The sequence below is a fragment of the Pontibacter aydingkolensis genome (assembly GCF_019443125.1).
GTDB lineage: Bacteria > Bacteroidota > Bacteroidia > Cytophagales > Hymenobacteraceae > Pontibacter > Pontibacter aydingkolensis.
Map to the genome: position 1 here is coordinate 39,764 of NZ_JAHYXK010000003.1, position 13,207 is coordinate 52,970.

12 protein-coding genes are annotated in these 13,207 nt (G+C 44.6%); 7 read left to right on the plus strand and 5 right to left on the minus strand.

The window, feature by feature from the left end; translation table 11 throughout:
- Window positions 1-69: 69 nt before the first annotated feature.
- The 3 genes from K0O23_RS04720 to mltG form a co-directional block, all read right to left on the minus strand.
- Complete coding sequence (locus K0O23_RS04720) at window positions 70-1,038, minus strand: YihY/virulence factor BrkB family protein (protein WP_219876251.1); 969 nt, start codon at window positions 1,036-1,038, stop codon at window positions 70-72.
- The gene (locus K0O23_RS04725; RefSeq protein ID WP_219876252.1) at window positions 1,035-1,448 is read right to left on the minus strand and encodes an acyl-CoA thioesterase; all 414 of its coding nucleotides are present in this window, start codon (window positions 1,446-1,448) and stop codon (window positions 1,035-1,037) included. Before K0O23_RS04725 ends, K0O23_RS04720 begins: the two co-directional genes overlap by 4 nt.
- A 96-nt stretch (window positions 1,449-1,544) precedes the next feature.
- Window positions 1,545-2,615 (minus strand): endolytic transglycosylase MltG, encoded by a 1,071-nt coding sequence (mltG, locus tag K0O23_RS04730; protein WP_219876253.1) that lies wholly within the window; start codon window positions 2,613-2,615, stop codon window positions 1,545-1,547.
- A 232-nt stretch (window positions 2,616-2,847) separates the two neighbouring features.
- Here mltG and K0O23_RS04735 point away from each other — a divergent pair, with 232 nt between their 5' ends.
- Window positions 2,848-3,474: an L-threonylcarbamoyladenylate synthase gene (locus tag K0O23_RS04735; RefSeq protein ID WP_219876254.1), complete on the plus strand. Its 627-nt coding sequence runs from the start codon at window positions 2,848-2,850 to the stop codon at window positions 3,472-3,474.
- Window positions 3,475-3,627: 153 nt separating this feature from the next.
- Here K0O23_RS04735 and K0O23_RS04740 read toward each other — a convergent pair whose 3' ends face one another.
- On the minus strand, window positions 3,628-4,536 hold the full coding sequence (locus tag K0O23_RS04740) for a lysophospholipid acyltransferase family protein (protein ID WP_219876255.1): 909 nt from the start codon (window positions 4,534-4,536) through the stop codon (window positions 3,628-3,630).
- A 285-nt stretch (window positions 4,537-4,821) separates the two neighbouring features.
- On the opposite strand from K0O23_RS04740, the gene K0O23_RS04745 reads away from it, so the two are divergent.
- The 6 genes from K0O23_RS04745 (at window position 4,822) to K0O23_RS04770 (ending at window position 12,302) form a co-directional block, all read left to right on the plus strand.
- On the plus strand, window positions 4,822-5,427 hold the full coding sequence (locus K0O23_RS04745; protein ID WP_317195638.1) for a WbqC family protein: 606 nt from the start codon (window positions 4,822-4,824) through the stop codon (window positions 5,425-5,427).
- A gap of 113 nt (window positions 5,428-5,540) precedes the next feature.
- Window positions 5,541-8,150: an ATP-dependent Clp protease ATP-binding subunit gene (locus K0O23_RS04750; protein WP_219876256.1), complete on the plus strand. Its 2,610-nt coding sequence runs from the start codon at window positions 5,541-5,543 to the stop codon at window positions 8,148-8,150.
- 222 nt (window positions 8,151-8,372) lie between these two features.
- Window positions 8,373-9,932 (plus strand): acyl-CoA carboxylase subunit beta, encoded by a 1,560-nt coding sequence (locus K0O23_RS04755; protein WP_219876257.1) that lies wholly within the window; start codon window positions 8,373-8,375, stop codon window positions 9,930-9,932.
- A 97-nt stretch (window positions 9,933-10,029) separates the two neighbouring features.
- Window positions 10,030-11,100, plus strand: coding sequence for a M42 family metallopeptidase (locus tag K0O23_RS04760; RefSeq protein ID WP_219876258.1), 1,071 nt, complete (start codon window positions 10,030-10,032; stop codon window positions 11,098-11,100).
- Window positions 11,101-11,207: 107 nt separating this feature from the next.
- Complete coding sequence (locus K0O23_RS04765; RefSeq protein WP_219876259.1) at window positions 11,208-11,450, plus strand: hypothetical protein; 243 nt, start codon at window positions 11,208-11,210, stop codon at window positions 11,448-11,450.
- Window positions 11,451-11,537: 87 nt separating this feature from the next.
- Complete coding sequence (locus K0O23_RS04770) at window positions 11,538-12,302, plus strand: ABC transporter substrate-binding protein (protein WP_219876517.1); 765 nt, start codon at window positions 11,538-11,540, stop codon at window positions 12,300-12,302.
- A gap of 376 nt (window positions 12,303-12,678) precedes the next feature.
- Here the strand turns inward: K0O23_RS04770 and K0O23_RS04775 are convergent, their stop codons facing one another.
- Entirely contained in the window at window positions 12,679-13,203 is a 525-nt protein-coding gene (locus K0O23_RS04775; RefSeq protein ID WP_219876260.1) for a hypothetical protein, read from the minus strand.
- Window positions 13,204-13,207 lie beyond the last annotated feature (4 nt).

Genomic DNA, 13,207 nt, shown 5'->3' on the forward strand with positions numbered 1-13,207 from the left:
ATTCCAAGATAAGTATAAATCGTGTAAAATAGCAGAAATGCTATGTTAAGGGAAATGGATTGCTATGATCTATACTTTAGCCGGAACATGAACCGCTTTTCCGCCTGCACGCACAAGACGTTTTGTAACTGTATCAATGCTCACGTTTATCTCAAAGCCAAGTATAAGGATCATTGATACAAAGTCCAGCCAGATCATCAGACCGATAAGAGCCCCGATGGAGCCATAGAATTTGTTGTAGGTATCAAAAGCGCTGATGTAACTGGAGAAGATCATCGACACCAGAAAGATAAGACCGGTTGCCACCACAGCCCCCGCCGAGAAGAAGGGCCATTTATCCTCTATTGCCGGCACAAAGTAATACACAATGGATGTAGCCAGCAAAAACAAAAGTATAATGGCGATGTACTTAAGTATTACGATCAAAGTATAGGTATAACTCTCCGTTACCACCTCATAAAACACCAGCACATCCAATATCCACTGCCCAAAGAAAATAGCCGCCACCGCCGTGAAAAGTATAAGCGATAGCACAACAGTTAAAGCTGTGGCAATCAGTCGCTTTTTAAGGTAACTGCGTTTGTAAAACGTATGGTATTTTTTGTCAAAAGCATCCATCAACGACATAATGCCATTCGTGGAAAGTATAAGCGCAAACAAAAAACCGAAAGACAGCAATCCGCCGCGCGGTTTGTTCACAATATCCTCGATGGTAGTATAAGCCGCTGCATACATCTCTTCGGGCATAAAATCGCCTAAAAAGTCCAGTATACTTTCGCCAAGATCCAGGGAAAGTATGTTAGGGATGTATGGGATGAGTGTGAACAGGAAGATGATGCTCGGGAAAATGGCCAGCGTAAAGTTAAATGCCATGTAAGAGGCCCGCTTTGTAACAGAGTCGAGGCGCAACTCCCCTATCAGCACATCGGCAACATCAAACACTGAAGACTGCCCATTATTGAACCGCCATCGTTTTAAGAAAACGATGAACTTACGGTACGCTCTGCGGCGCTTCAGGTATTGCTGGTTAAGCCTCATGCACTAAAGTATGCGTCCAGTTTTTCGTGAATCAGATCCGGCACTGCAGTAGGCCTGCCAGAGTTCATGTCTACAAAAACCATCGTGGTCTCCCCTATGTTTAACAGGGTTTGCTCTTCGTTGTATACTTCATACTCAAAAAGTATACGAGAACCCTTTGGCTTCTGCTTAAGTAACAACTTGATCGTGAGCAGGTCATCATACTTAGCAGGGCGCAGGTATTTACACTTTAGCTCCAGTACAGGCATCATGGTACCGGTTGCTTCCATCTCTTTGTAATGGATACCCAGCCTTCTGAAAACCTCTGTGCGCGCAACCTCATAGTATGCTGCATAGTTACCATAGTAAACATACCCCATCTGGTCTGTTTCGGCATAACGCACCCGTATCTGTACTTCTGATTCAAACATAGCTTTTTTGACAAAGGATTGATAGACAAAAGACAAAGGACTTTAAATTTACGCTTCTTTCGTCCTTTGTCTAAAAGTCTTTTGTCCAATTAAACATCACTTAAGAATATTCCGGGCATTCAGCGCTGCGTGGAAGCGGCGGGCATTGGCCTGATGCTCAGCTACGGTACGGGCAAAAGCATGGTAGCCCGAGAAGTCTTCTCTTGCGCAGAAGTAAATATACTCGTGCTGCTCAGGATTAAGAACCGCATCTATACTTGAAATGGTAGGCACATTGATCGGGCCAGGAGGCAGGCCTTTGTTAATGTAAGTATTGTAAGGCGACTGGTGGCGCAGGTGTACATTAAGCACACGGCGAATCGTAAAATCACGCACCGCAAACACAACGGTTGGGTCTGCCTGCAACAGCATGCCTTTCTGTAAACGGTTCAGGTAAACACCTGCCACGCGGGGCTTCTCGTCGTTTTTAATGGTTTCGGCTTGTACAATAGAGGCAAGTGTACTTACTTCCTGCTGGCTAAGCCCTAACTGATCTGCCTTAGACTTACGCTCTGCCGTCCAGAACTTGTCGTACTCCGTTTTCATGCGGTTCAACAGTTCCGGGGCAGTGGTAGTCCAGTATACCTGGTAGGTATTCGGAATGAACATACTTACGATGGTAGTGGTGTCGAAGCCTAGTGTGGCCAGGTATTGTTCATCATTTAGCAGGCTGTCCAGTTCTTGTTCGCTTGCTTCAATCTCTGTAGCGAGTTTAGTTGCCAGTTGGCTGCGCAAACGTATGTTGGCAAAGGTAAGGTTAACGGGAGTTTGCTGACCAATGCGGAGCACGCCAATTAACTGACGGTTGCCCCAGCCATGTTCCAGTTTGTAACGCCCTGGCTTTACAAGTTCATCGTAATCCATGAGCTTTGCCATAAAGCGCAGCGAAAGCTTGTCTATAATAACCCCGGTTGCTTCAATAGAATCCATTGCCTGCTCGTAGCTTGCTCCGGTAGGTATGGTTACAAAGGTGTCGCGCTTTTTAGTGTCTACGTTAGGGGTGTATACAATCTGAAAAGCGTAGTAAGAGAAGCTTACAAAAAGAAACAGGCCAAGCACGATAATGCCCGGCACCAGTATGCTTTTCTCTTTTTTCTTTCTTCTGGGTGTGTTAGGATTTTCAGCCATAGTGTAATTAAAAGGCCTGGAAAAGCTTTTAGGTTCCGGGCCAAACTGTATTCAGGCAGCAAAAATAATACTTATGTTCTTAATTGTGTATGAGTGGATGTGTGAATGAGAGAATTATCTTTGCCACGGCATCAGCAAAAGTATAGCATATATTGCAATACAGCCTCACCATAACGTTTGGCTCCCGAAAAGAGTATGCCTATTTTATACTTGCACACTTAAAACCAAAACTATGGCCAACGCTATTTTCCTGCAGATACATCCTGATAACCCACAAGAGCGAAAAATACAGGAGGCTGTTGAGATCCTGCGAAACGGAGGTATCGTTATCTACCCCACTGATACGATTTACGGCATTGGATGCGATATTCATAACAACAGAGCCGTGGAGCGTGTGTGCCAGATAAAAGGAGTTAAGCCTGATAAAGTAAATCTATCTTTTATCTGCTCAGACCTCACGCACATTTCCGACTACGCCAAAATAGACACGCCCACTTATAAGGTCATGAAAAAGGCTTTGCCCGGTCCTTTTACCTTTGTGCTTGATGCTACGAGCAGCGTACCAAAATATGCCGGCGGCAAAAAGAAGACAGTGGGCATTCGTGTCCCAGATAATAGAATAGCGCTGATGCTCGTGAAAGAACTGGGCAACCCCATACTTTCCACCTCCATCCGCGACGAAGACGAAGTAATAGAGTACAGCACCGACCCCGAGTTAATCTATGAAAAGTATAGAAACCTGGTTGACTGTGTGATTGATGGCGGCTATGGCAACAACATTGCCTCTACGGTAGTAGATACCAGCAACAATTTTGAAGTACTGCGCCAGGGCGCCGGGGATATTGAAGAGTTTTTGTAGTTAGTTTGGTAGGTAGGGGGTTAGAGAGGTAATATTATTACGTGTTTTTAAATGAAATCCTGCTGCGAGTTTAGCGATAGCGCAACTTGTGGCAGATAGATAGACGCAAAATATTGCGTCTCTACAGTTATACTTTCCTAACTTGCAACCTTTCTACCTTTCAACCTCAGCGCCCACAGGCCGCTTGTGTTTCCAGCGTTTGTGGGTCCAGAGGTAATCTGCAGGGCTTCGGCAGAGGGATGCTTCCAGTTTTCGGGCAAATATTTCCGTAATAGAGGGTTGATCTAGAGCAGCAGTAGTCCCATCAGAAATAAGCTCGAAGGTAAGCGTGTAATGTCCCCGGCTGGTTCGTTTTACATCAAGGAACAATACCGGGCAACCAAAGCGAGTGGCTAACTTTTCGGCACCTTCATAAAAGGGCGTATCCTGATGAAGGAAAGTTGTCCAGAAGGTAATCTCGCTTTTTAAAGGAGTCTGGTCTGATAGCATGGCTACTACGCGCGGCTGGTTGCGGTTTGCTGCAAAGTCGCGTAGTGTATCCTTCATTTTTATCAATTTTGCCCCTAACTGGCTTCGCGTTTTTAGCATAAAGGCATCAAAAAACGGGTTGTTCAAAGGCTTGTAAATACCGTAGGCTGGAAAGTTAAACTGCACAGCACCCGCAGAAAGTACCCACTCCCAATTGGCAGAGTGCGAGCCCATCGTAATAACCGTTTTGCCTTGTTTTACAAAATTGTCCAGCAATTCCTGGTTAGGGAAAGTTATGCGGCGGTCCATCTCTGCAGCACTCATAGACCTAAGCTTTAGCGTCTCTACCACCACATCCATAAACTGCTTGTAAAAGTCTTTTGTAATTTGGTGTATCTCTGCATCGGTTTTTTCCGGAAAGGCATTGCGCAGGTTATTTACCACAACCTTTTTGCGGTAGCCAACCACATAGTATACTACAAAGTATAAAAAGCCGGAAAGCAGGTACAGTACAGAAAGCGGTAATATAGACAAGCCCTTTAGCAACAGCCAGAGCGGGTAATAAAGCGGCGGTATTTTTATACTTTTATCCATTAGCTAAACAGCAGCCGCAAATGTACAACCAACCGCCGGCATTATGAAATCTCATAATTCATGCTTATTTAGCAGGAAAGCGTATCACGTAGCACGAATCAAGTATCACGACTATACCAGATATTAATTATATAGGTAAAGTTTTAAAACACGATGCATAAACTTATCTGTCTCGCAGTTATTTGTAAATTGTTTATTGAAGAAGTCGTGATACTTGATTCGTGCTACTCAAATGTCTTTGTCATACTTGTATCTCTCTAACTTTCTAACGCTTTAACTATAAAAGTGCTTCTCCTTACTGAAATAATGTACAACCCGCCTGCCCGGTATTTTGCTCATGCTTTGCATGCCGATGGAACTTTGATAGAGGCCCATGAAAATTATGTAAAGCAAAGTTACCGCAACCGTTGCCATGTGTTAACGACGCAGGGCGTGCAACCACTAAGTGTGCCCATACTTAAAGGCAACAGCAAAGACAAAACACTAATAACTGATATAGAGATAGATTATAGTCAGAAATGGTACAACGTGCATTGGCGCACTATACAGGCAGCGTATGGCCGGGCACCCTATTTTGAATTTTATAGTGACTATATAAAAGAGGTATACGAAAGGCAGCCAAAATTTTTATTCCAATTAAACGTTGATTTATTACAGCTTTATTTTAAATTACTAAAGCTAAATAAGCCACATCAATTTACAGCGTTTTACAGCGAACATGCTCCGGAAAACGTACTGGATCTTAGAAATAAAATCCATCCAAAAATCTATCCTGACAATTTGCACGTAAAACCCTATACACAAGTATTTGGCAAACATTTTGTACCAGAGCTAAGTATAATTGACTTGTTGTTTACCCAAGGGCCAGCATCGCTTTCATATCTGCAGTAAGGGTTCGTGATTACTGAACATAAATACTGTACAGCTTGTTTAAAGGTAGAGTTCTAAGTAAGCCTAAGCCAATTATCAATTTTTGACTTTTTTTAAGATTATAAACAGTATACATGGAAGCTAAATTCTCAAACCGAGTGAAAGAGGTAATCTCGCTCAGCCGTGAGGAAGCTATTCGACTTGGTCATGATTACATCGGCACCGAACACCTGGTGCTGGGCATGATTCGGGAAGGAGAAGGTACAGCCATTGCTCTGCTTAAGAAGCTGGGCGTTTCGATAGATGAATTAAAGTACGCTTTAGAACAAGCTACCCGAAATACAGCTACCCAAAGCAGCAACATTACCGGCAGTATCCCGCTTACAAAGCAGACTGAGAAGGTGCTCAAGATAACATACCTGGAGGCTAAGATCTTCAAGAGTGATATCATTGGTACAGAGCACCTCTTATTATCCATCCTAAGGGATGAAGACAATATTTCTTCTCAAATCTTAGCGAAATTTAACGTGAACTACGAAGCAATAAGAGACTCCCTGGATTATCATAGCAATAATCCACTTGCGTCGTCTGATACAGACGATACCGATGATTCCGACAAGTTCCTGGGCAGTTCGTCTTCCCGCTCTGGCAGCTCAAGCAAAAAGCCTGGCGAAAAGTCGCGTACGCCTGTACTCGATAACTTTGGCCGCGACTTAACCAAGCTGGCTGAAGATGACAAACTGGACCCTATTGTTGGCCGTGAAAAAGAAATTGAGCGTGTAGCTCAGGTACTTAGCCGCCGCAAAAAGAACAACCCTATACTTATAGGTGAGCCGGGTGTTGGTAAAACAGCTATCGCGGAAGGTCTTGCCCTGCGCATTATCCAGAAAAAGGTAAGCCGCGTGCTTTTCAATAAGCGTGTAGTTACTCTGGATTTAGCATCGTTGGTTGCCGGCACAAAGTATAGAGGTCAGTTTGAAGAGCGTATGAAAGCGGTGATGAATGAATTGGAGAAGTCTCCGGACGTAATCCTGTTCATTGATGAGCTGCATACCATTGTTGGTGCCGGCGGTGCATCAGGCTCACTGGATGCCTCTAATATGTTCAAGCCTGCGCTTGCCCGCGGCGAGATTCAGTGCATCGGTGCTACTACCTTGGATGAGTATCGCCAGTACATCGAGAAAGATGGTGCTTTGGCCCGTCGTTTCCAGATCGTAATGGTAGACCCTACCACACCGGAAGAGACAATCGAGATATTGAACAATATCAAGGACAAGTACCAGGATCACCACCATGTAAACTATACCGATAAGGCAATCGAGGCCTGCGTTAAGCTAAGTGACCGCTACATGAGTGATCGCTTTCTGCCAGACAAAGCCATCGATATTTTGGATGAGGCTGGTGCGCGTGTGCACATCAACAACATTATTGTACCGGATGATATCCTGAAGCTGGAAGAGCAGATTGAGAACATCAAGGTAGAGAAAAACCGCGTTGTAAAGAGCCAGAAGTATGAAGAGGCTGCCCAATTGCGTGATAAAGAGAAAAAACTGATTGACCAGCTTGAAAGTGCTAAGAAAAGCTGGGAAGAGGAGACTAAGAAGAAGCGTTATACCGTAAAAGAGGAAAATGTGGCAGAGGTTATTGCCATGATGACAGGTATTCCGGTAAAACGTATCGCTCAGAAAGAAGGCGTTAAGCTGCTAAACATGGGCGATGAACTAAAAGGCAAAGTGATCGGCCAGGACAAAGCCATTACACAGTTAGTAAAAGCTATTCAGCGCACGCGCGTTGGCCTGAAAGATCCGAAGAAGCCAATCGGTTCGTTTGTGTTCCTTGGTCCGACTGGTGTTGGTAAAACAGAGCTTGCAAAAGTGCTGGCTACTTACCTGTTCGATAAAGAAGATTCGCTGGTGCGTATCGACATGAGTGAGTACATGGAGAAGTTCAGTGTGTCTCGCCTGGTAGGAGCGCCTCCGGGATATGTTGGTTACGAAGAAGGTGGCCAGCTTACCGAGAAGATCCGCCGTAAGCCATACTCTGTAGTATTACTGGACGAGATAGAGAAAGCGCACCCGGATGTATACAACCTGCTTTTACAGGTATTGGATGATGGTATACTTACAGATGGACTGGGCCGCAAGGTTGACTTCCGTAACACAATCATCATCATGACATCGAACATCGGTGCCCGCGACCTACAGGATTTCGGAGCTGGTATTGGTTTCATGTCGAAGAGCAAGCAAGAGAACGTAGACGATATCATGAAGAGCACAATTGCCAGCGCTTTAAAGAAGACGTTCTCGCCTGAGTTCCTGAACCGCCTGGATGATGTGATCGTGTTTAACTCGCTTAACCGTGAGGACATGCACAAGATTATCGAGCTTTCGCTTGGCAAGCTGTTCAAGCGTGTGGAGGCATTGGGTTATACGATCGAGCTTACAAAAGAGGCAAAAGACTTTGTGGCCGAAAAAGGATATGATCCAAAGTATGGTGCCCGTCCGTTGAACCGCGCTATTCAGAAGTATATCGAAGATCCGATTGCTGAGGAAATTCTGAGAGCTGAGGTAAACCAGGGCGACGTTATTCAGGTAGACTATAAGGAAGGCGAAGAAAAGTTAACCTTTAAGTCTAAGAAGAGTAACAGCAAAAAAGCCAAAGGTGCTTCTGACGAGACAGAGGAAGAAAAAGAAGCTTCCAAGTCATCAGGAACGGATAAGACACCGGACAAAGAAAAAGAATAACATTTGTTAAAGTATAGTAGAAGGGCTGCCTGCATCAGGCAGCCCTTCTTTTTTATCTAAGCTATCTGTTTCTGTAACATAAGAGGCTGCCAGATTCATTTTTAATAGACTGGTAATCTATATATTCAAAAAATGCTGCAATTGTAACGGATTTAGGTACATAGTTTTTAAATTTGAGGATTAATCAATCCGAATCGCTTACATAAGTTATACCACACATACATGGCCGGAGAAATCAGACAAGCCCAAATAGAAACACTTGAGCGCAAAAACGCAGAAGCCCTGCTGGGTGGCGGAGAAGACCGAATAGAAGCCCAACACAAAAAAGGCAAACTAACCGCCCGCGAAAGAATTCACCTGCTGATGGATGAGGGCTCTTTTGAAGAGATCGGCAAGTTTGTAATGCACCGCTCCAAAGACTTTGGCCTGGACAAGCAGTACTTTTTAGGCGATGGCGTAGTAACTGGTTATGGTACGATTAATGGCCGCCTGGTTTATGTCTTTTCCCAGGATTTTACGGTATTGGGAGGTTCGCTTTCTGAGACTCACGCTGAGAAGATCGTGAAGATAATGGAATTGGCCATGAAGAACGGTGCGCCGGTAATTGGCCTGAACGACTCTGGCGGTGCCCGAATTCAGGAAGGAGTTGTATCGCTGGGCGGTTATGCCGACATTTTTTACCGCAACACCCTTGCCTCTGGCGTTATCCCTCAAATATCTGCCATTATGGGGCCATGCGCAGGTGGTGCTGTATACTCACCGGCTATCACAGACTTTATCATGATGGTACAAGATACGTCTTACATGTTTGTGACAGGCCCGAACGTAGTAAAAACCGTTACCCACGAAACAGTAACATCCGAAGAGCTTGGAGGAGCCAGCACGCACAGCGCCAAAAGCGGCGTAACGCATTTCTCCTGCGCAAATGAGGTAGAGTGTATCAACTACATCAAAAAACTGTTGAGCTACGTGCCTCAGAATTGCGAAGAGCTGCCGCCAGCATTGCCTTACGAGACACAAGGCGACGAAACGCGTGATGTACTGGATACCATCATCCCTGAAAACCCAAACCAGCCTTACGACATACGCGAGGTAATTGAAGGTATAATCGATGCTGATTCTTTCTTTGAAGTACATAAGAACTTCGGAGAGAACATCGTAGTAGGATTTGCCCGCCTGGCAGGCAGAAGTATAGGCATTGTAGGCAACCAGCCTGCTGTACTTGCCGGTGTACTGGATATTAATGCCAGCACGAAAGCAGCCCGTTTCGTTCGTTTCTGCGATAGCTTTAATGTGCCTTTGCTTGTACTTGAGGATGTCCCAGGCTTCCTGCCGGGTACTGACCAGGAGTGGCGAGGCATTATCACTAACGGGGCCAAACTTTTGTATGCTTTCTGTGAGGCTACGGTTCCGCGTATTACTGTAATTACACGTAAGGCTTATGGGGGAGCTTATGATGTAATGAACTCGAAACACATCGGGGCAGACATGAACTTTGCCTGGCCAACTGCCGAGATCGCCGTTATGGGTGCACAGGGTGCAGCAGAGATCATCTTTAAGCGTGAAATTGCTACTGCCGAAGATCCGGCTGCCAAACTAGCCGAAAAAGTACAGGAGTACAAAGACAAGTTTGCAACGCCTTACCGTGCCGCGCACCGTGGTTTTATTGATGAGGTAATTATGCCGTCTGAAACCCGAACCAAGTTAATTAAAGCGTTTAAGATGCTGGAAAACAAAGCCGTGTCGCTTCCGCGTAAGAAGCACGGTAACATTCCGCTTTAAAAACACATATACTATACTTACAGCCTGTGCCAGGGTTTCTCAGCCAAAGGCACAGGCTTATTAGATTCTAACACTAACCAACAACCTCACCTTAAACATGAGACAAGAATCTTTTGATTTTTTACAGAAATACCTAAATAACTCTTCTCCTACGGGTTTCGAGTCGGAAGGCCAAAAAATGTGGCTGGAATACGTAAAGCCATACATCGACGAGTATTTTGTGGACACTTACGGCACTGTTGTAGGTGTTATTAACCCAAATGCAGAGTATAAAGTAGTTATTGAGGCCCACGCTGATGAGATCTCCTGGTTTGTAAACTACATAACACCGGAAGGCTACATTTACTTAAAACGCAACGGCGGTTCTGATGCTTTAATCGCTCCCTCTAAACGCGTAAATATTTATACTTCCAAAGGCATTGTAAAAGCTGTTTTTGGCTGGCCGGCCATCCACGTTCGCAAAGTTGAAAACGACAAAGCACCTACCATCGAAACCGTATTCCTGGACTGTGGTGCCAGCAACCGCGAAGAGGTGGAAGAAATGGGCATACACGTAGGTTGCGTGGCTACCTTTGAAGACGAGTTTACGGTAATGAACAACAAGTACTACGTTGGGCGTGCCTTAGACAATCGTATTGGGGGATTTATGATTGCCGAAGTAGCGCGCATGCTGAAAGAGAACAATAAAACGTTGCCATTTGGTTTGTACGTGGTTAATGCCGTGCAAGAAGAAATTGGTCTGCGTGGGGCCGAGATGATCGCACACCGCATTAACCCGGATGTAGCCATCATTACTGATGTTACCCACGACACGCAGTCACCGATGTACGATAAGAAAACCAGCGGCGACATACACTGCGGCAAAGGCCCGGTTATCGCTTATGGCCCGGCAGTACAGAACAACGTCCGCGACCTGATCATCAGTACAGCGAAGGAGAAGGACATCCCATTCCAGCGTTCTGCCGTGTCGCGTGCCACAGGCACAGATACCGATGCGTTTGCTTACTCTAACGCTGGCGTTGCCTCTGCCCTTATTTCGTTGCCGCTCAAGTACATGCACACCACCGTAGAAACCGTGCACAAAGACGACGTGGATAATGTGATCAAGATGATTTACGAAACTGTACTTAAGATTCAGGACAAGCAGGATTTCCGTTACCTGAGTTAAGATTTATACTTTATACTTTAAAAGCCTCACATGCCGCTTTGGTTTGTGAGGCTTTTGCTTTATTTGCATGCTATCCGTATCTTATACTTGAAACAAGCCTTATACTTATGAACCGCTACCTGTTTTGGATACTAATGGTTTTACCATGGATAGCTTTAACAATGTATTTGAAATCCTCTGCTGAGACGGAGATAACAACTGCAATTTTTATAATGCTGTTTCTTTACCTTATTACTGTAGTTGAAATAAGGAGAAGAACTGTAAAAATCTCAGTTATAGATACCTTAAAAGCACAGATTCCTTTTTGGGGTTGGGAAGAACGAAAGCGTTTATACTTTACCAAACCCTAAATACCAACAGTTTTAAAGATGCTATGAGGTTCATAGCTATTCTTAATTCATTATTCATAATTCCTGAAAGTGACCTTCACTGATCAAATGGGCAACAGCATTTTGCTCGAACAAGTCCCCCAACGTATTGTATCGTTAGTACCCTCCCAAACAGAGCTACTTTTTGATCTAGGTTTAGGAGATCATATTGTTGGCGTTACCAAGTTTTGTATACATCCCAAAGAGCACGTTAAGCAGAAAAGTAAAGTTGGCGGCACCAAAAATTTCAACTTTGATGTAATTGACCAGTTGCAACCCTACCTGATCATCGGTAATAAGGAGGAGAACTATAAAGAAGGCATAGAGCAACTGCAACAGAAGTATAAAGTATGGATGAGTGATATTTATACTTTAGATGATGCGCTGGAAATGATGCTACAGGTGGGGCAAGTAACCGGTTCAGAAATCAGAGCTCATGAACTTACGCAAAGTATAAATGCTGGTTTCGAACAGCTACGCCCATTGGAACCAAGAATTAAAGCAGCATACTTTATCTGGCGAAAACCTTACATGGCCGTTGGCAGCAATAACTTTATAGATCACGTGTTGCAGCGGTGTGGTTTTGATAACGTCTTTAATAAAATGGCTCGCTACCCCGAAATAACCGCTGAACAACTGCAACAAGCCAACCCACAACTTATACTTTTATCATCGGAGCCCTACCCTTTTAAAGAAAAGCACATACAGGAGTTTCAGGAGATTTGCCCACAGGCAAGTATAAAAATAGTAGATGGCGAGATGTTTAGTTGGTATGGCAGCAGGCTACTTAAAGCTCCGGCTTATTTGCAGCAGGTAATTGAAGAGGTTAGGTAAAACCTAAGTATCTCGCCGTCTGAAAGCTTTCGGGATGGCTAAGTATGGCAGCAGTTCTCAACTGCTTTGCTTTGAAAAAGCAAGGGCTGTAGTGGCTGGATCTATACTTTGACTACAAATCTGCTACAGTATAAAATCTGCTGAAACTGGCGTTGATTTGTAGGGGCAGGTCGCGACCTATCTGCAGATGGCCTAAGCTATACTTCATACTTTGGCTACTGTGGATTAACCCACCCCTACCCCTCCCAAGAGGAGAATTTCCCAAAAAGTATAAATCAAATAAAGTATACTTTTCTGCTTGCGCAGAAAGCCAGTTAAAAACTGCTGTCGGACTTAGCCACATTTACACTTCGCTAAACTTGAGGAATGTATACACTTACAACCTATCCAACAGTAGTAGCGCCTTCTCTGAAACGTCTTCAAAGTATGCGACATCAGCCTTTAGCTGCGCTACTGTTTTGCCCTTTATCTCGCGTTTATTCATAGGGTCTGCCAGTGAGGTCAGAGTAATGATCTTTCGTATTCGTTGCTTTTTATCTGAACTTATACTTTCAAACTCTTTATCCTCCAACTGCTGCACCAACACATGCCGAAAATTTTTCTGCTCCAGTGCTTCTTCATCGAGTAAGCGCATAACTGCAGCCACAGCTTCATCCTCAAAAGGAGATTCTATGGCAACGGTGATTAACTCTTCTGTAGTAGGTAACGGAAGCCTGATCAGCAGTTCGTAACCACCACTACTTTGTTCGCCGGCAGTGGTATAACATTTCATCCAAAACCTGCCAGAGGCAACATCTTTGTAAACAGCTGCCCAGCCCCCAGCTGCCTCCTCCATCAGCTGCATTTTGTTCAGCAACTCATTTATAAGCCTGCCCTCTCCATACAGCCTCCGCTCTTCCATTAGC

What these genes read in the sequence shown, in the direction of transcription:
- K0O23_RS04750 (WP_219876256.1), top strand. Translation starts at nt 5,541, where the DNA reads ATGGAAGCTAAATTCTCAAACCGAGTGAAAGAGGTAATCTCGCTCAGC.
- K0O23_RS04725 (WP_219876252.1), bottom strand. Translation starts at nt 1,448, where the DNA reads ATGTTTGAATCAGAAGTACAGATACGGGTGCGTTATGCCGAAACAGAC.
- K0O23_RS04765 (WP_219876259.1), top strand. Translation starts at nt 11,208, where the DNA reads ATGAACCGCTACCTGTTTTGGATACTAATGGTTTTACCATGGATAGCT.
- K0O23_RS04755 (WP_219876257.1), top strand. Translation starts at nt 8,373, where the DNA reads ATGGCCGGAGAAATCAGACAAGCCCAAATAGAAACACTTGAGCGCAAA.
- K0O23_RS04775 (WP_219876260.1), bottom strand. Translation starts at nt 13,203, where the DNA reads ATGGAAGAGCGGAGGCTGTATGGAGAGGGCAGGCTTATAAATGAGTTG.
- K0O23_RS04735 (WP_219876254.1), top strand. Translation starts at nt 2,848, where the DNA reads ATGGCCAACGCTATTTTCCTGCAGATACATCCTGATAACCCACAAGAG.
- K0O23_RS04740 (WP_219876255.1), bottom strand. Translation starts at nt 4,536, where the DNA reads ATGGATAAAAGTATAAAAATACCGCCGCTTTATTACCCGCTCTGGCTG.
- mltG (WP_219876253.1), bottom strand. Translation starts at nt 2,615, where the DNA reads ATGGCTGAAAATCCTAACACACCCAGAAGAAAGAAAAAAGAGAAAAGC.
- K0O23_RS04720 (WP_219876251.1), bottom strand. Translation starts at nt 1,038, where the DNA reads ATGAGGCTTAACCAGCAATACCTGAAGCGCCGCAGAGCGTACCGTAAG.
- K0O23_RS04760 (WP_219876258.1), top strand. Translation starts at nt 10,030, where the DNA reads ATGAGACAAGAATCTTTTGATTTTTTACAGAAATACCTAAATAACTCT.
- K0O23_RS04770 (WP_219876517.1), top strand. Translation starts at nt 11,538, where the DNA reads ATGGGCAACAGCATTTTGCTCGAACAAGTCCCCCAACGTATTGTATCG.